Source organism: Micromonospora sp. A200 (assembly GCF_029893845.1).
Lineage (GTDB): Bacteria > Actinomycetota > Actinomycetes > Mycobacteriales > Micromonosporaceae > Micromonospora > Micromonospora purpureochromogenes.
In genome coordinates, this window is sequence record NZ_JARXXY010000017.1 from 1 (window position 1) to 17,463 (window position 17,463).

17 protein-coding genes are annotated in these 17,463 nt (G+C 73.3%); 5 read left to right on the forward strand and 12 right to left on the reverse strand.

Translation table 11 applies throughout. From position 1 onward, the window contains the following. Positions 1-740 precede the first annotated feature (740 nt). Together M2302_RS17715 and M2302_RS17720 are read right to left on the reverse strand one after the other, a co-directional pair. Positions 741-992 carry a hypothetical protein gene (locus tag M2302_RS17715; protein WP_280838980.1) on the reverse strand — a complete coding sequence of 84 codons (252 nt, stop codon included), beginning with the start codon at positions 990-992 and terminating at the stop codon, positions 741-743. Between the two features lie 121 nt (positions 993-1,113). Then, positions 1,114-1,578 (reverse strand): hypothetical protein, encoded by a 465-nt coding sequence (locus M2302_RS17720; protein WP_280838981.1) that lies wholly within the window; start codon positions 1,576-1,578, stop codon positions 1,114-1,116. A gap of 284 nt (positions 1,579-1,862) precedes the next feature. Here M2302_RS17720 and M2302_RS17725 point away from each other — a divergent pair, with 284 nt between their 5' ends. The 5 genes from M2302_RS17725 to M2302_RS17745 all read left to right on the forward strand — a co-directional run bounded on the left by M2302_RS17725 (position 1,863) and on the right by M2302_RS17745 (position 7,243). After that, the gene (locus M2302_RS17725) at positions 1,863-2,300 is read left to right on the forward strand and encodes a PRC-barrel domain-containing protein (protein ID WP_280838982.1); all 438 of its coding nucleotides are present in this window, start codon (positions 1,863-1,865) and stop codon (positions 2,298-2,300) included. A gap of 50 nt (positions 2,301-2,350) precedes the next feature. Further along, positions 2,351-2,518 carry a hypothetical protein gene (locus M2302_RS17730; RefSeq protein WP_170285391.1) on the forward strand — a complete coding sequence of 56 codons (168 nt, stop codon included), beginning with the start codon at positions 2,351-2,353 and terminating at the stop codon, positions 2,516-2,518. Positions 2,519-2,613: 95 nt separating this feature from the next. Further along, positions 2,614-3,669, forward strand: coding sequence for a tryptophan--tRNA ligase (gene trpS / locus M2302_RS17735; RefSeq protein ID WP_280838983.1), 1,056 nt, complete (start codon positions 2,614-2,616; stop codon positions 3,667-3,669). A 289-nt stretch (positions 3,670-3,958) separates the two neighbouring features. Continuing rightward, positions 3,959-5,677, forward strand: a complete 1,719-nt coding sequence (gene argS / locus M2302_RS17740; protein WP_280839111.1) for an arginine--tRNA ligase — start codon at positions 3,959-3,961, stop codon at positions 5,675-5,677. Between the two features lie 78 nt (positions 5,678-5,755). Then, positions 5,756-7,243: a PLP-dependent aminotransferase family protein gene (locus tag M2302_RS17745; RefSeq protein ID WP_280838984.1), complete on the forward strand. Its 1,488-nt coding sequence runs from the start codon at positions 5,756-5,758 to the stop codon at positions 7,241-7,243. Here the strand turns inward: M2302_RS17745 and M2302_RS17750 are convergent. The 10 genes from M2302_RS17750 to M2302_RS17795 all read right to left on the reverse strand — a co-directional run bounded on the left by M2302_RS17750 (position 7,188) and on the right by M2302_RS17795 (position 17,448). Further along, complete coding sequence (locus tag M2302_RS17750; RefSeq protein WP_280838985.1) at positions 7,188-8,648, reverse strand: UbiD family decarboxylase; 1,461 nt, start codon at positions 8,646-8,648, stop codon at positions 7,188-7,190. The genes M2302_RS17745 and M2302_RS17750 overlap by 56 nt on opposite strands. Next, a complete protein-coding gene (locus M2302_RS17755) occupies positions 8,645-9,010 on the reverse strand; it encodes a chorismate mutase (RefSeq protein ID WP_280838986.1) in 366 nt (121 codons plus the stop codon). The genes M2302_RS17750 and M2302_RS17755 overlap by 4 nt, the downstream gene beginning before the upstream one ends. Beyond that, positions 9,007-9,354, reverse strand: a complete 348-nt coding sequence (locus tag M2302_RS17760; protein ID WP_280838987.1) for a cupin domain-containing protein — start codon at positions 9,352-9,354, stop codon at positions 9,007-9,009. Before M2302_RS17760 ends, M2302_RS17755 begins: the two co-directional genes overlap by 4 nt. Continuing rightward, entirely contained in the window at positions 9,344-10,042 is a 699-nt protein-coding gene (locus M2302_RS17765; protein ID WP_280838988.1) for a flavodoxin family protein, read from the reverse strand. Before M2302_RS17765 ends, M2302_RS17760 begins: the two co-directional genes overlap by 11 nt. A 54-nt stretch (positions 10,043-10,096) precedes the next feature. Then, positions 10,097-11,401, reverse strand: coding sequence for a TrpB-like pyridoxal phosphate-dependent enzyme (locus M2302_RS17770; RefSeq protein ID WP_280838989.1), 1,305 nt, complete (start codon positions 11,399-11,401; stop codon positions 10,097-10,099). A gap of 28 nt (positions 11,402-11,429) precedes the next feature. Continuing rightward, positions 11,430-12,647, reverse strand: a complete 1,218-nt coding sequence (locus tag M2302_RS17775; protein ID WP_280838990.1) for an MFS transporter — start codon at positions 12,645-12,647, stop codon at positions 11,430-11,432. Between the two features lie 49 nt (positions 12,648-12,696). Beyond that, on the reverse strand, positions 12,697-13,980 hold the full coding sequence (locus M2302_RS17780) for an ATP-grasp domain-containing protein (RefSeq protein WP_280838991.1): 1,284 nt from the start codon (positions 13,978-13,980) through the stop codon (positions 12,697-12,699). Then, positions 13,977-14,828, reverse strand: coding sequence for a phenylalanine--tRNA ligase beta subunit-related protein (locus tag M2302_RS17785; protein ID WP_280838992.1), 852 nt, complete (start codon positions 14,826-14,828; stop codon positions 13,977-13,979). The genes M2302_RS17780 and M2302_RS17785 overlap by 4 nt, the downstream gene beginning before the upstream one ends. A gap of 92 nt (positions 14,829-14,920) precedes the next feature. Next, complete coding sequence (locus M2302_RS17790; RefSeq protein WP_280838993.1) at positions 14,921-16,159, reverse strand: MFS transporter; 1,239 nt, start codon at positions 16,157-16,159, stop codon at positions 14,921-14,923. Further along, positions 16,159-17,448: an amidohydrolase family protein gene (locus M2302_RS17795; RefSeq protein WP_280838994.1), complete on the reverse strand. Its 1,290-nt coding sequence runs from the start codon at positions 17,446-17,448 to the stop codon at positions 16,159-16,161. The genes M2302_RS17790 and M2302_RS17795 overlap by 1 nt, the downstream gene beginning before the upstream one ends. Positions 17,449-17,463 lie beyond the last annotated feature (15 nt).

Below are 17,463 nucleotides of genomic sequence, written 5' to 3' on the forward strand. Positions count from 1 at the left end.
TTGGCACTGGCTTTTCAAGCACCCTGTTGAGTTCTCAAAGAACAACCACACACCGCCCGGAAACCCCCCGAAGAGGACCCCCGACCCGGGGCATTCTCGCTCTGTCGTGACCGCCGCTCTCGCGCCGGGCACTTTTACTACGTTACCTCACCGTCTTCCCCGTGTCAACCGGTGTGTCCCGGTCCATCACGCTTCGTACGGGTTGGCGCCCACGACCCCGCGCAGCGGTCACCCGCAGCGCTTGATCATCGGATTTGGCAGGCCGGCCGCTGCGGTTTCCCGCAAGCTCGCCCGGTGCCCTGCCGGTCGACAACCTTACCCGGTCGGTTCCGCCTCGCCAAATCCGCCTCGCAGCGTCTTCGGGGCACCGCCCGGTCCCAGGTTCCGAGGAGTACAACCCTCGTTGCCGGGAGCTCATTCCCGCGCTCCGGCCTCCAGGTCTTTCGCCCTGTTTCGTCCGTTCCGCGCTGGCAGAGAGAAAGTTACGCGTCTGCGGGTTTGATCGTCAAATCCGGGGGTAGCGTCCCCCGTCACATCATCTTCCCTCAACTATCCCCGCAGGTCAGGCGTTTCGCGCCAGCCCGCCGGAGGTCGAGGTCCCGCCGACAGGGGTAGCAACACACGGGGTGGACGGAAGATTCCGGGGCGCCGCCGAAGGCTCGACATCGCGGGTGATCGAGGGGACCGGCGCGACGCGGCTCCAGCTCGGCATGTCCCAGCGCGGCGTCCCGGCGGGCGGGTCAGGCGGACCGCCGGCGGGTGGCGAGCCAGCCGCGTACGCCGAGCACGCCGACGGTGGTGCCGATCGCCAGCGACGTGGCGATCAGCGCTGCGTGCACCCAGAGGAAGCCGGTCGGTGTGCCGTCGCCGACCGTGCCGGTCGACCAGGCGCGCGGGTCGTTCCAGATGGCGACCGCGAACCGGGGCCAGATCACCCAGCTCCACACCCCGACCGCGACGAGGAAGACGGACCAGCCACGGGAGAGCACCATGGCTGGCCAGTATGCCAGCGGACGACGCCCGGCCGACCGGTACCCGCAGCTCAGTGTGCCGCCCACCGGCCGCTCGGTCCCCGGAGCCCGCGACGAGCACGGACCCGGGGACCGGGAGCGGTCAGAAGCAGGTGCCGATGCCGCCGATCGCCGGGTTCGCCCGGTCGTGGTGGTGCACGGTGCCGTCCGGGTCGGCCATCAGCGCGCCCCAGATGATGCAACCACCGCGGACGTACGCCCGGGCGGGGCCGGCCGCGTACAGCCGGTTGCCGTCGTCGGTCCGGGTGGGCAGGTACTGGGCGGCGAGGTAGACCTGGGTACGGGTCAGCATGCCGACGTACGCCGCCTTCACCGTCACCGTGCAGCCGTACCCGGTCATCGGGTTGTAGAGCAGGTGCACGGTGCCGAGCCGGGTCCCGGTCGTCTGGTTGCGGATGGGGTCCTGGTCGATCTGGGTGTAGCCGAGACCGCAGAGCGACTGCGCGGTGTACGGGTTGACCGCCGCCTGCGCCGACGCCCCGCCGGCCCCGGCGAGACCCACCGCCAGGGCCGTCACGATTCCGATACGCCGAATGGTGCGAAACATCTGCGTCCCCTTTCTCGGTGCTGCCGGATGCCGGACCAGAATCGTCGGCGGCACTCGCCGGACAAATGTGCCAAGTGGACACTGCCCCACCCCGCCGGGTGTGCGTGGAAACGATCACAGCATCGCTGACCAGCGGTTCGACGGCGGAAGCAATAGACGCTCGCCGAATATGAAGTACTTCGCACCGCGCGCATTCGCGTGAACGAAGAATTGCCGTACCGTTTCCCGCGCGCGCGGACGGGGCACTTCGGAGGTGGACGACGACGAATCGGAGGTGTCCGCAGATGCAGCCGTTCAACCCGTGGACCTGGTGCGATCCGGCGGCGCTCGCCGGCGGGTACGACCGGGCGGCTCCGGGCGAGGAGCCCCGGCGGCGGACCGAGCACGACGGGCCCGACGCTCCCGGCCCGGGGACCCCGGTGGACCTGGTGGGCTACCGGGTCGAGGCGACCGACGGCCGGATCGGCGCGATCGACGAGGCCAGCGACGACGCCGACGCCCGCTACCTGGTGGTGGACACCGGGCCGTGGATCTTCGGCCGCAAGGTGCTGCTGCCGGTGGGCACGATCGCCCGGGTCGACCACCTGGAGCGGGTGGTGCACGTCGACCGCACCCGGGAGCAGGTCAAGGAGTCGCCGGCCTTCGACCCGGACGCGTTCGGCGAGCCGGACTACCGCCGCCGGGTGGGCAGCTACTACGAGGAGAGCTACCGCAGGGGCTGACCCGATCGGCCGGGCCCCACGATCCGCGTCGGTGCGGTTACCGTGGACACATGGTCCGGCCGGTCATCCTCGCGCCGGAGGCCGTCGACGGCCTCCCGCGTGACCTCCTGCCGTCCTTTCCGAGCGGCCCCGGCGACGGCCGGGAGCGGATCCTCGACGTGCTTCGTGCCGGTGGGTTGCGGTTCCGCGCCGGCGCGCGATGGCGGTTCGTGCTCTGACGAGCCGACCCCACCGACCCTCAGGCGACCACGCCCCGGGTCGATCGCGCGCGTGTGCGCGTCCCGTCAATCCTCGGCACGAAAGGCCCATCACCATGTCCGTTGCACGGATGCTCACCGGGGACCGTCCCACCGGGCGGCTGCACCTCGGTCACTACGTCGGCAGCATCGCGAACCGGGTGGCGCTGCACCACCGGTACGAGAGCTACTTCATCATCGCCGACCTGCACATGCTGACCACCCGCCACCGCCGCGAGGACATCGCCCAGGTGTCCCGCAACGCCCGGGAGATGGTCACCGACGTCCTGGCGTGCGGGGTCGACCCGGCCCGGGCCACGTTCTACCTCCAGTCCGCCATCCCCGAGGTCGGGGACCTGAACACGCTGTTCCAGAACCTGGTGACCGTGCCGCGCCTGGAACGGGTGCCGTCGGTGCGGGAAATGGCCAGGGACGCCGGCCGGGCGGAAATCCCGTACGGGCTGCTGGGTTATCCCGTCCTCCAGGCCGCCGACATCCTCTCCGTCAAGGCGCAGGTGGTGCCGGTCGGCAAGGACAACGCGGCGCACGTCGAGGTGACCCGCGAGATCGCCCGCCGCTTCAACCACCTGTACGGCGAGGTCTTTCCCGTACCGGAGCTGGTCGCCTCCGACACGCCCACCCTGGTCGGCACCGACGGCCAGGGAAAGATGAGCAAGAGCAGGGGAAACGCCATCGCGATCGCCGACGACGCGGCGACCGTGCGCCGCAAGGTGATGGCCATGTACACCGACCCGAACCGGGTCCGCGCCGACGTGCCGGGCACCGTCGAGGGCAACCCGGTCTTCGCGTACCACGACGTGTTCAACCCGGACCGCGCGGCGGTGGGGGAGCTCAAGGACCGCTACCGGGCCGGTCGGGTCGGCGACGTCGAGGTCAAGGAGGCCCTGGTGGCGGCGCTGAACCGGTTCCTCGACCCGATCCGGGAGCGTCGCGCCCGGATCGAGGCCGACGCCGGCCTGGTCGACCAGCTGATCGTGGACGGCACCGAGCGGACCCGTGAGCAGGTCCGCCGGACCGTGGTCGAGGTCCGCCGGGCGATGGGGCTGACCGGGGCGTACCAGCAGGTGCGGCGCCGGGCCGAGCGCGCCCGCAAGGCCGCGGCCACTGCCTGACGGCGACGGTACGGCCACCGGGCCGGCCGGGGAATGCGGTGTACGCGCCGCCGGCCGGCCCGCTAGGCTCTCCGACATGACCAGCGCGCCTGCCCACACCACCGGACCGTCCTGTGACGTCCAGGTCGGTGCGGAGCGACGCCGGCGATCCGTCGCCCGCCCGCGCTGACCTTTTCCCTGCGACCGGCGGATCGAGCCGCCGGTCATCGCCGCTCGTCCTCGGTCCGCCCGCATTCTCCCGTGTCCAGATCCGCGTGACCGCGTGGATCCGAGCGAGATCGGCGTACCCATGGATCTTGAAAGGCTGCTCACCGACCGGCTGGCGCCGGCGTTCGCGACCGTGGCCGGCGGCCCGGTCGACCCCCTGGTGCGGCGCTCCCCGCGCGCGGACTTCCAGTCCGACGCGGCGCTGGCGCTGGCCCGGCGGCTCGGACGCCCGCCGCGCGACATCGCCGCGGCGGTGCTGGACCAGGCGGAGCTGGACGACTTCTGCGCGACCGCCGAGGTCTCCGGGCCGGGCTTCCTCAACCTGACGGTGGCCGACCGGACGCTGGCCGCGCTGGTCTCCGGGCTGGCCGGCGACGACCGGCTCGGCGTGCCGGTGGCGCCCGCGCCGGAGACCGTGGTGGTCGACTACTCGGCGCCGAACGTGGCCAAGGAGATGCACGTGGGGCATCTGCGCTCCACGGTCATCGGCGACGCCGCGGTCCGGCTGCTCGACTGGCTCGGGAACCGGGTGGTTCGGGTCAACCACCTGGGGGACTGGGGCACCCCGTTCGGAATGCTGATCGAGCACCTGGTCGACCTCGGGGAGGCCGAGGCGACGCAGGAGCTGTCGATGGGCGACCTCGACTCGTTCTACAAGGCGGCCCGGGTGAAGTTCGACGCCGACGAGGCGTTCCGGGAGCGGTCGCGGCAGCGGGTGGTCGCGTTGCAGGGCGGCGACGAGCGGACGCTGCGGCTGTGGCGGCTGCTGGTGGATCAGTCCGAGCGGTACTTCCTGACCGTGTACGAGCTGCTCGACGTGACGCTGACCCGGGACGACTTCCGGGGCGAGAGCGCCTACAACGACCGGCTGGGCGGGGTCGTCGACGAGCTGGACCGGCTCGGGCTGCTGCGCCCGAGCGACGGCGCGGACTGCGTCTTCCCGCCCGGGTTCACCGGCCGGGACGGAGAGCCGTTGCCGCTGATCGTGCGCAAGGGTGACGGCGGTTACGGCTACCCGGCCACCGACCTGGCGGCGCTGCGGCACCGGACCGACGACCTCGGCGCGACCCGGCTGCTCTACGTCGTCGGCCTGCCCCAGCGGCAGCACTTCGCGATGGTCTTCGCCGTCGCCGAGGCCGCCGGGTGGCTGCGCCCGCCGACCCGGGCCGTGCACCTCGGCTTCGGCTCGATCCTCGGCTCCGACGGGCGGATGCTGCGCAGCCGGGCCGGCGGCTCGGTGAAGCTGGTCGGGCTGCTGGAGGAGGCGGTCGCCCGGGCCACCGAGCTGGCCCGGGCCAAGAACCCCGAGCTGGACGCCGAGGCCGCCGCCGAGATCGGCCGGGCCGTCGGCATCGGCGCGATCAAGTACGCCGACCTGGCCACCGACCGGGCCCGGGACTACGTGCTGGACTGGGAGCGGATGCTCTCCCTGGACGGCAACACCGCGCCCTACCTCCAGTACGCGTACTCGCGGATCCGGTCGGTGTTCCGGCGGGCCGGGACGGACGCGCGGCCGGACGCGGAGGTCCTGCTCACCGAACCGGCGGAGCGGGCGCTGGCGTTCGAGCTGCTCGGCTTCGCCGGGGTGGTCGCCGAGGTGGAGCGGACCCTGGAGTTCCACCACCTGGCCGGCTACCTGCACCGGCTGGCCAGCACGTTCAGCGCCTTCTACGAGCGCTGCCCGGTGCTGCGCGCCTCCGGCGAGCTGCGGGAGAGCCGGCTGGTGCTCGCCGACCTCACCGCCCGGACGCTGCGGCAGGGGCTGCACCTGCTCGGCATCCGGACCGTCGAGCGGATGTGACCGGGTGGCGCGCGGCTAGACTCGGAGCGGCGTCGATCGGGGGAGCGTGCGCGGGTGGGTTCGTCCCAGCTTCTGATCGTGCTTGACCGCGACAGCACGATTCCGTTGCAGCAGCAGCTCTGCGAGCAGATCAGCGGGTCCGTCCGGGCCGGTCGGCTGCGCCCCGGCGACCCGGTGCCGCCCAGCCGTGAGCTGGCGCACCAGCTCGGCGTCTCCCGCACGGTGGTCACCCGCGCGTACGAGCTGCTGCGGGCCAACGGGGTGCTGACGTCCCGGCGGGGATCCGGCACGCGGGTCGGCGCCACCCTGCCCGAGCCGGCGCCGCCCGCCGGGCGGCCCGCCCGGGCCCCGCTACGCCCCGAGCCGCCGTTGCCCACCGACGACGGCAGTCCGCTGTGGAAGCCGTGGGAGCCGGCCCCGATGCAGCAACCGGGCGGGGCGTACGACTTCCGGCACGGCACCCCGGCGCTGGCCAGCTTCCCGGTCACCCGATGGCGACAGTCGCTGGCCGAGGCGCTCAGCCGGGCCGACGTCACCGCACTGGGGTACGGCCCGGCCGAGGGTTCCCCGGCGCTGCGCGCCCAGATCACCGCGCTGCTGCGGCGCAGCCGGGCGTTCGACGCCGCCCGGGAGCACACGCTGGTCACCAGCGGCGCCACCCAGGCGATGGACATCCTGGTCCGGCTGCTGGTCGGCCCGGACGACGTGGTGGTGATCGAGGATCCGAGCCACACCGTGCTGCGGCAGATCTTCGGCTACTCCCGGGCCGCGGTGGTGCCGGTGCCGGTCGACGCGGAGGGGTTGCGGGTCGACGACATCGAGCAGTTGGTCCGCGCCCACGGTCACGACCCGGCCCGGGTACGCCTGATCTACGTCACCCCGTCGCACCAGTTCCCGACCGGGTTCATCATGTCCGAACGGCGGCGGCGGGCGCTGCTGCGGTGGGCCCGGGAGCAGCGGGCGACGGTGCTGGAGGACGATTACCACAACGAGTTCACCTTCGCCGCCGAGCGGCTGCCGGCGCTGGCCGCCGACCCGCAGGACGCTGACGTGGCGTACGTCGGCAGCTTCAGCAAGACCCTCTTCCCGTCGCTGCGGATCGGGTACACGGTGCTGCCGCCGCACCTGGTCCGGCCCTTCCTCGGGATCAAGTGGATCACCGACCGGCTGACCACGACAGTGCCCCAGGAGGCGCTGGCCGAGTTCATCGCCTCCGGCGCGTACGCCCGGCACATCGGCCGGATGGATCGCCTCTACCGGCAACGCCGCGCCCGACTGTTGGAGGCGCTCTACGAGCACTTCGGCGCCGGGGTGCGGATCTCCGGCGCGGCGGCCGGGCTGCACGTGCTGGTCACCCTCGGCGGCGCGCCCGACACCGACGAGGCGGAGATCGTGCGCGCCGCGGCCACCCGGGGCGTCCGGGTCTACCCGGCCTCGGGCTACTACGTGACCGGGCCGCCGACCGAACCGACCTTCCTCATCGGGTACGCGGCGCTGCCCACCGCCCGGATCACCCAGGGAGTGGCGCTCCTGGCCGCCGCGGTACGGGAAGCGACGGCTCGGTGAACCGGGGCCGGCGGAACCGACTCCGCTGCGCGTACGGCACGGTGCAGTCGAAGACGGCCTTCGCGGTCCGCCCGTCGGCGGAGATCGCCCGGGAGTAGCCGGTGTGCTGGCTCGGATCGAGCGGGAAACCCTCCCGGTCCGGCAGCACGCGCAGGTCCTGGTCGGCCTGGAACCGGGTCACCATCGCCCACCACAGGTCCTGGTCCGACTCCACGTCGACGTCCTCGTCGACGCAGAGCACCAGCTTCGCCATCCGGAACTCCTCCAGCACCGCCTCGGCGGACGCGCGTACCGCCGCGTCGTCCCCGGGATCGCGCTTCGCCGGCCACTGGAGCACCACCATCAGCTGGCCGCCGCCGGCGGTGTGGCAGTTCACCGCCCGTACCGGGGTGCCCCGGCGGTTCAGCAGGTCCAGCACCGCGGCCTCCATGCCGAAGCCGAGCAGCACCGACTGTTCGTGCCCGGGGCCGGAGACCGCCTGGAGGATCGGGCTCTCCCGGGCGGTGACGGCGGTGACCCGGACCAGCGGCAGCGACGGGTGCGCCCGGCCCTGGTAGCCGAGGAACTCCGGGGTGGCCACCTCGCCGTGCCGACTCTCCGGCGCCCGCTCGGCGAGCAGCTCACCCTCCAGCACGTACTCGGCGTGCGCGATGAACTCGGCGTCGACCGTCCGGCACGGCAGCAGCTCCACCGGTTGCCCGGCGAGCGCGCCGGCCACCGCCAGCTCGTCGACGCTGGGCGGCACCAGCGACGTCGGGCAGCAGGACGACAACAGCACCGCCGGGCCGAGCCCGAGGTGGATCGCCACCGGCAGCGGACGGCCCTGGCGCAGGGCGGCCTGGTGGGCGAGTTCGAGGTCGCGTCCGGGGACCATCCAGATGGTCAGCGTGTCGGGGCCCTGGACGCACATCCGGTGCACGGACAGGTTGCGGACCCCGGTTTCCGGGTCGGTGGCGAGCACCGCCCCCAGGGTCAGGTAGGGCCCGGCGTCCTCCTCGGTGAGGACCGGCACCGGCAGCGCGGTCAGGTCGAGCGGGAGCGTGCCGCGCGGCCAGCGGGCCGGGTCGGTGGCGGGCACCGGCGGGCGCGGCGCGGCCACCGCCGCGAGGAGCCGCCGCGGCAGCTCGGCCGGGGTGCAGCCGAGCAGGCCGGCGGCCCGCCGACGGGTGCCGTAGAGGCCCATCAGCACGGCCCGGGTCGGGCCGTGGTCGGGCCGTACCCGGTCGAAGAGCACCGCCGGACCAGGTCCGGTGGGCGGCGCCGCGGGCGCCCCGGCCCAGCGGGCGTAGTGGGCGGAAACGCCGTACCTGGCGGGTAGTTCCGCGCTGACCCGGACCAGTTCGCCCGGCAGCGGGTCGAGGGTGGCCAGGGCGTGCCGCAGGTCGACCGGCGGGCGGGCGGTCATCGCTCCCCCGCCGCCGGCTCGGCGCGCCGGGTGTCCATCATGTCGAGCTGCATCCGGGTGAGCTCCTCGATCAGGGCGCGGTAGGTGGCGACCGCGACCGCCGGCGGCATGCCGTGCCGTTCGGCGAGGTCGTGGACCCGGTCGAGGACCTGGCGGACCCGGTCCGGCGACCGCACGGCGGCCTCGTCCGCCTTGTGGACGGTCAGCTCCCGGACCACCCGGGTGCGCTCCGCCAGCAACTCGACGATGCGCTGGTCGAGCCCGTCGATCCGGGCCCGGAGCGCGGCGATCCGAGTCGGGCCGTCGGCGGCGCCGGCCGGCATGGAGCCGGCCGGCGCCACGACCCGGTGCTGGTCGCTCACGGCTGGGGAACCTCGTCGATCACGAAGACGACGGTGGGCTCGCCGTGGCTGCCCTGCGACCGGTGCTCCTCGTCGTCGGGGATGAGGAAGCCCATGCCGGGGCGGCAGGGCACCGACCGGTCCTTGAAGTGGATGGTGAACTCGCCCTGCAGGACGTAGCCGGTGTGGCCGCGCAGGCACCACTCGTGCTCGTCGAAGCCGGGGGGCAGCTCCAGCAGGCGGAGCCGGCGGCCCCCGACGTACGCGATCTTGACGCGACCCTCCGCGCCCGGCTTGTTCCACTTCTCCCACTCGGCCCCGGGGAAGTCGATGCCGACCGGCGGGGCGACCTGTTCAGTGGACATTTTCGGTATCTCCTCTGTTCGGGACGGATTCGCTGCGGCGAGGTCGCGGAATGCGCTCGTTGCGGTCGCGCTCCGGCAGCACCGGACCGCCCGCGACACGCTGGTGCCGCTTGAGCAGCTGCACCATGTCGAGCATCCGGTGCACCATCCGCTCCAGCGCGTCGACACCCTCGGTGTCGGTGAGACCGGGCGTGCCGGTGGTGTTGCGCAACAGGACGGGAAAGCCGCTGCCGACCAGGATCATCCGGTTGAGCAGCAGGTTGTTCACGATCTGGTTGTGCACCGAGGAGTCGCTGTACCGCCGTCCGGTGACGATGATGCCGCCGACCTTGTCGGCCAGCGGGCGGGTGAAACGCAGGTAACCGACGCCGACCCGCTCGATGAAGACCTGCATCAGATGGGCCAGGCCGAACCCGTGCACCGGGGCGGCGTAGATCAGCCCGTCGGCCCGGACCATCTGCTCCACCAGGGCGGGGACGTCGTCGTCCACCTGGCAGAGCGTCGTACGGCTGTTGCAGTCGCCGCACGGGCTGCACGGCGAGATCCGGTGGTCGCGCAGGCGGATGGTGCGCAGGGTCGCGCCCCGCTCCGCGATCAGGCGACCGGCGTGCTCCACGGCGAGGTCGGTGTTGCCGCCCGCCCGCTCGGAGCCGTTGATGGCGAGGATTGTCACTGCTTCGCTGTGCATGGCACCCCCCGTTGCTCGGGAGGTGGGCGCCGCACCGCGCCCACCTCCGCGAGATCAATCCGTCAGCTTTCCGGCGAAGTAGTCGATGTACGCCTGCATGTCGAAGTGGCCGTGCCCGGAGAGCGAGAAGACGATCGCCTTCGACTCGCCCGTCTCCCGGCAGCGCAGCGCCTCGTCCACCGCCACCCGGACGGCGTGGGTGGACTCCGGCGCCGGCACGATGCCCTCGCTGCGGGCGAAGAGCACGCCGGCGTCGAAGCAGGCCGTCTGCGGCACCGCCCGCGCCTCGATCAGGTCGAGATCCCGCAGCGCGCTGACGATCGGCGCCATGCCGTGGTAGCGCAGCCCGCCGGCGTGGATCGCGGGCGGGCGGAAGTCGTGGCCGAGGGTGTGCATCTTGGTCAGCGGGGTGAGGCCGGCGGTGTCGCCGAAGTCGTAGTCGTAGCTGCCCTCGGTCAGGGACGGGCAGGAGGCCGGCTCGACGGCGACGAACCGAACCGTCGGGCCGCCGTCGAACTGCCGGCGCAGGATCGGCAGGGCCAGCCCGGCGAAGTTGGAGCCGCCGCCGGCCGCACCGACCACGATGTCCGGGTAGTCGTCGGCCATGTCGAGCTGGAGCAGCGCCTCCTGGCCGATGATCGTCTGGTGCATCAGCACCAGGTTGAGCACCGAGCCGAGGGCGTACTTGGCCGCGCCGCCGCTGTGCAGCGCCGCCTCCACCGCCTCGGAGATGGCCAGGCCCAGGCTGCCGGTCGAGTCCGGGTCGGCGGCGAGCGCCGCCCGGCCGGCCTCGGTACGGGTGCTCGGGCTCGCGGTGACCGACGCGCCGAACGTCTCCATCAGGCCCCGCCGGTACGGCTTCTGGTCGTAGCTGACCCGGACCATGAAGACCTCGCACTCGAGGTCGAAGTAGGCGCACGCCATCGACAGCGAGCTGCCCCACTGCCCGGCGCCGGTCTCGGTGGTCAGCCGGGTCACGCCGTCCTGCTTGCTGTAGTAGGCCTGCGGCACGGCGGTGTTCGGCTTGTGGCTCCCGGCGGGGCTGACCCCCTCGTACTTGAAGTAGATGCGGGCCGGGGTGTCGAGGGTCTGCTCCAGCCGGCGGGCCCGGACCAGCGGGCTCGGCCGCCACTGCCGGTAGATGTCGAGCACCGGCCCGGGGATGTCGACGTCCCGCTCGGTGGAGAACTCCTGGGCGATCAGCCCGGCCGCGAAGAGCGGTTCGAGGTCGGCTTCGGTGATCGGTTCCCGGGTGCCCGGATGGAGCATCGGGGGCAGCCCCTTGGGCAGGTCGGGAACCACGTTGTACCAGGTGGTCGGGATGTCGCTGTCGGGCAGGACGAACTTCGTCGCGGTCATCGGTCTCTTTCGGTGAGGGGTGGACGGATCAGGGACGGGCGGTGGCCGGTTCGACCGCGGCCGGCAGCGGCCGGGCCGTGGGTCGCACCCGCAGCGCTGCGAAGGCGACGACACCGACCACCGGTGTCAGCAGGAGGAGCAGGAGGACGGGACGGTGCCCGTGGCCCTGCCACACGAAGCCGAGGCCCATCGGTACGACGAGCCGGGCGGCGCTGAGCACGAAACCGTTGAGGGCCATGAAGCCGCCGACCCGCCGCGCCTCCACGTGGTCGGCGATGTACGTGGGCACCACCACCGAGGCGATGATCTCCCCGACGGTCCAGACCGCGGTGGAGAGCAGCACGGCGGGCAGGGAGAAGCCGACCACCAGGATCGCCATGCCGGTCGACCAGAGCAGACCGGCCGTGATCAGGAGGGTCCGGGTCGGGTACGCCTTGATCCGCTTCTCGATCAGCATGCCGACGCTCACCACGACCAGACTGTTGATCGTGTAGACGGCGCCCACCACGGCGACCGAGGAGTGCAGCACGGTGGTGACCGCGAGGGGCAGCGTGTATTCCAGGCCGATCAGCGGTGCGACGTAGCAGAACGAGACCAGCACCAGCACCGCCACGTCGAAGTCCCGCAGCAGTCCGGCCCGCCGGGTGGTCGCGGTCGGCACGGCCGCCCCGCGCCGGGTGTCCGCCGGTACGCAGATCCGGATGGTGGCCGCCGCGATCAGGCCGAGCAGGATGTCGCCGGCAAACATCAGCTGGTAGGAGTACGCGGCCGCCAGACCGCCGAGCAGCGGGCCGACCCCCATGCCGAGGTTGTTGGCGATGTAGCTGACCGTGTACGCGAACGGCCGCTGGTCGGGTTCGGCGAGGTCGGCGATCAGTGTGTTCGCCGCCGGGGCGAACATCCCCATCCCGACCAGCGCGACGAAGAGCATGGCCGCGTACGTCCACGGTGGCCCGTCGAGCACGGCCAGGCCGAGGTAGCCGGCCGCGTTGAGCAGCAGGCTGGACACCAGCGCGGCCCGCCGGCCGGCCCGTCCGCAGACCGGGCCGCTGAGCAGGCTCCCGACGAGCAGGCCGGTGCTGCCGACGGAGATGAGCACCCCGGCCTCACCGACACCCAGGTGCCGGCTCTGCACCAGGTAGACCGCGAGCAGGGGGAAGACGAACATCCCCGCGCGGTTGATGAAGGACGCCAGGACCAGCAGCCGCAGCGGGCGCGGCAGGGCCTTGAAGCGGTTCAGCCACACAGCGTCGGTCTCCTTCCAGGGTGGTGGGGCGTACGCGGGACCGGCCGGGTCAGGCCGGCCCGGCACTCCCGGGGGTGTCGGTCCCGGCCGGATCGGCGGCCCCCGCCGGCGCGACGTCCACCGGTGCGGTGCGGACCTGGAAGGAGTCCCGGACGGTCTTGAACCGGGCGCGCACGTCGTCGAAGTCCCGCCCCTCGCAGACGTACCAGCCGAGGACGTCGTTGGAGGCGGTCGGTGGGGCGAGCACGTCGCCGACGCTCTTCCACACGTCGGCGTCGAGCACCGAGTCGAGCGCCCGAAGCTCCTCGGCGGTCGTGATCGCGGTGATCCGGCCGTACCGGTCGGAGCACAGGTACTCGGTGCCGATCTCCGGGCCGAGCGTGGCGGCCGGCACGTGCCCGGGGTCGAGCTCCAGGCGGCACCACTCGCCCGCCAGGTTGATCCCCCGCCCGGCCTGGATGGCGGGGACGATCGAGCCACCACCGGCCCGGGCCGCCGCCTCGCCGAACACCACCTCGCCGTCGTCGCGGAGGAAGAACTCCACGTGGGCGACGCCGGTCCGCATCCCGAAGCCGCGCAGCACGGTGCCGTTGGCCGCCAGGATGCGGCGCTCGGCCGGGGTGAGGTCGTGCTTGCGGGAGACCGTGCCGCCGGGCTCGTCCCGGAACTCCAGGATCGAGTACGTGTACCGGGAGAGCTGCTCGAAGACCACCTCGCCGTCGCACAGCAGGGAGTCGACGTGATACTCGACGCCCCGGACGTACTCCTCCACCCGGTAGTCGTGCCGGGCGTCGGCGACCAGCGGCCACACCCGGTCCAGGTCCTCGGCCGAGTCGACCCGGTGGGTGTCCCCGCAGGCCCAGCCGGCGTACGGCTTGACCACCACCGGGTACCCCACCTCGGCGGCGAACTCGGCCACCGCACCGACGGTGTCGGGGCGGCACGAGCGGGCGACCGGCACACCCAGCTCGGTGGCCCGGCGGTGCATCACGTTCTTGTCCCGGAAGGTCAGCGCCTGCTCCGGGTCGAGGCCCGGGATGCCGTGGTCTCGCCGGCAGCGCGCGGCGGTCAGGACGTCCCCCTCGAAGAGCGGGAAGATCCGTTCGACCGGGTGCGCGGCGACGATCTCCGCCACCACGGACCGGACGGCCTCGGGGTCGTCGAGGTCCGCCCGGTAGCAGGGCAGTCCGGCGACCTCGGCGGCCGGCTGGCCGGTGGGAATCAACGCGACGGCGGCGACGCCCAGCTCAGCCGCCGCGGCGACCACGCTGCGGAACTGAGTGGCGTAGCGGCCGGCCGCCGGTCGGTAGACGACCAGGATCGAGCGGTTCACGGACGGGTCCTTCCGAGGCTGCCGGCGGGGCTGAGCGACACGCCGCCCAGCTCGCCGGGGGACGGGTCGCCGACCGGGGCGGTGAACAGGACGCCCGTGGCGGCCGCCCGGTCGAGCACCAACTGCTGGCGGGCGGTGGCCAGCGACGCCGCACCGGTCAGCTCGTCGAGCGCGGCGGTGAGCCGGGCCAGCGCGGCCTCGACGTCCGCCCGACCGCCCGGGTGGGCCGCCTCGACGGTGAGCAGCAGCCGGCGCCGGCCCAGGTCGGTACGGATCAGGTGGCCCTGCCGCCAGTTCCACCGCCGCGAGTGCGCCCGCCCGTCCGCGTCCGCGTAGACGACCTCGCCCGGCTCGGGGCGTTCCGGCTCGTCCGGCGCCCCGAGCGGCAGGTACGTCTCGGTGCCGTCGGCCGGCCGGACGACGAGGTCGGCGATGCCGGCGACCGCGCAGGAGGCCACCGGCAGCGCCGACCCGAGCGAGATGCTGTTGCAGAGGTCGACCAGGGAGTTGATCCGGGGCAGCCGGTCACCCTTGGCCACCCGTCGGGCGATCGACTCGGCGGCGCACGGGAACCGGTTGGGGTTCACCCCCACCGCCCGGTACGCCGCCCGCCACGCGGCGATGCCGGGCAGCTCCGCCACGCCCGCCTTGTCCAGGCCTGCGGTGTGCAGCGCGTCCTCGGCGGCGGTCAGCAGGGCGGCCACCACCGGGTGCTCCGGCACGACCTCCACCGCCGGTACGGCGATCAGGCCGAGGATGTAGTCCGGTACGGCGGTCAGCACCCGGTCGTCGACGCGGACGGCGAGCCGGTCGGCACCGTCGCTGAGCTGGGTCATCGTGTTCCTCATCGGTCGTCGGACGGTCAGCTCGACCGTATGCAGCGGGCGGCTGACCGGTTGTGGCCAATCCCGGCGGATCCGGTGAGGCCAATTCCGAGCGGTCAGCGGGGTGACGCGCCGGTGGCGGCCCCGTCGGGAGCCGGTCGGGCCGGTTCCCCGGCGGCACCGACAGTGCGGTCCGGCCGGTTTCCGGTCCGGGCGCCGAGCAGCGCGGTGCACAGCGCCAGCACGCAGAGCGCCGCGCCGACCGGTCCGAGCAGGTCGAGCGCGTCGGCGCCGCCGTGCCGGAGCAGCCTGTTGCCGAGGAAGCCGCCGAGGGCGATGCCGACGAAGGTGGCCGACGAGTTCAGCGACAGCAGCAGCGGCCCGGAGCCCGGCGCGATCGCGAAGAGCCGGTGCTGCTGGGCCGGTTGGGTGGCCATCGCGGTGACGCCCCAGACGGCCATCGCCAGCCCGGCCGGCACCAGTGCCTGCCGGGTCAGTGGCAGGGTGGCCAGCACCACGGCCAACCCGGCCACCGCGACCAGCAGCACCGGCAGGGCGCCCCACCGGTCGGTGGCCCGGCCTCCCAGCACGGTCCCGGCCACCGCCGGTACGCCGAAGACCAGCAGCAGCACCGCCACCACCGTGCCGTCGCCGTCGGTCGCCGGGGCCAGCAGCGCCCCGACGTAGGTCAGCGCCAGGTAGCCGCCGGTCATGAAGAGCGTGGTGGTGAGCACGGCCAGCCCGACCCGGGTCTCGCGTACCGGGGCGAGCCGGACGGCCAGCCCCGGCCCGGACGGCAGCCGCAGCGCCGGCAGGCCGACCGCCACCGCCACCGCGCAGGCCGCGCCGACGGCGGCGAGCAGCCAGAAGGTGACCCGCCACTGCAGGTCCGCGGCGACCCAGGTGCCGAACGGCACGCCGACCACGGTGGCCGCGGACAACCCGCCCAGCACCACCGCCATCGCCCGGCCCCGGCGCTCGGGCGGGGCGAGCGCGGCGGCCGAGGCGGAGGCGGCGGGAACGTAGAGCGCCGCGCTGACCGCGGTGAGGACCCGGGCGAGCAGCAGCAGGGGCAGGTCGGGGGCGAGCGCCGAGGCGACGTTGCCCAGGGTGAAGCCGACCAGCGAGATCACCAGCACGGTTCGCCGTTCGAGCCGGCCGGTCAGCGCGCCGAGCACCGGCGCGGCGACGGCGTACGCGAGGGCGAAGACGGTGCTCACCCAGCCGGCCGAGGCGACGCTGACCCCCAGCGTCCGGGCCACCTCGGGGAGCACCCCGGCCACCACGAAGGTGTCGGTGCCGATGGCGAAGGCACCGACCGCGAGCAGCGGGACGACCGGCACCACCCGCCGCATCACGCCACCGCCACGGGCTGCGGGGCGCGGTACCGGCCGGCGTCCCCGGCGACCACCCGACCGCCGAGCAGCACCAGCTCGATCGCCTCGGGCCGGCCCAGCACGGTGATGTCCTCGGCGGGGTCGCCGTCGGTGACCACCAGGTCGGCGAGGCGCCCCGGCTGGACGGTGCCGGCGTCGTCGCCCCGGCCGGCGAGCCGCGCGCCGTTGGCGGTGGCCCAGGTCAGCACCACGGGTGCGGGGATGCCGGCCATGGTCACGTACGTCTCCAGTTCCTCGGCGTACCGGCCGTGCGGCGTCCAGGCGAAGCCGAAGTCGTCACCGGCGACGATCGGGATGCCCAGCTCCACCATCAGCGGCAGGATCCGCAGGGTGTTCTCGACCTCGGCGGTGAACTCCAGCGTCTCCAGGTACTCCGGGGTCTTGCCGTACCGGGTGCCGGTGGTGAGCAGCCGGTGCGGCTGGTGCAGGCTCGGCACCACGAAGATGCCCCGCTCGGCGATCGCCTCCAGCGCCGCGTCGTCGGCGTACGTGGCGTGGTCGATGACGTCGACGCCGGCGGCGATGGCGTTGCGGATACCGGCCAGCCCGCGCGAGTGCGCCCGGATCCGGACCCCCCGCTCGTGTGCCGCCCGGGCGGCGACGACCAGCTCCTCCGCAGTGAAGAGCAGCTCGTGCGAGCGCCCGTTGGGGAAGGTGTCGTCGCCCGTGGAGAAGACCTTGATGATCTCCGCGCCCTGGGCCACCTCGGTGTCGACGTACTCGACCAGTTCCTCCGGCGTGTCGGCGAGACGCATCAGGTCGCTGGGGATCCGCTGCTTGACCGCCGGGTTGCGGCGCTCGGGCGGGCCGGAGACCATCAGGTCCCGGCTGCACGGGGTGATCCGCGGGCCGGGCAGCCGCCCGGCGTCGATCGCCCGGCGCAACGCCATGTCGATGCCAGCCACCGAGCCGGCGCCGACGAAGGCGGTGTAGCCCAGCTTGAGCATGGCGGCCGCGTTGGCGGCGGCGCCCAGGGCGACCTCGGGGACGGTGTGCTTGAACAGGGTCTCCCGGCCGTCGAGCACGTTCAGGTAGGCGATGTGGGTGTGGCCGAGCGTCATGCCCGGCATCACCGTCCGGCCGTCGAGGTCGAGGACCTCCACCTCCGGGTCGTGCACGGGAGCCTGCGCGTCGGGCAGCACCGCGACGATGCGCTCGCCGGCGAGCAGCACGCTGTGGTGCGGGCGGGAGGCCAGGCCCAGTCCTTCCTGGACGGTGGCGCGGTGCAGCAGCGTTCGTCGGGACACGGGGGTCGCTCCGGT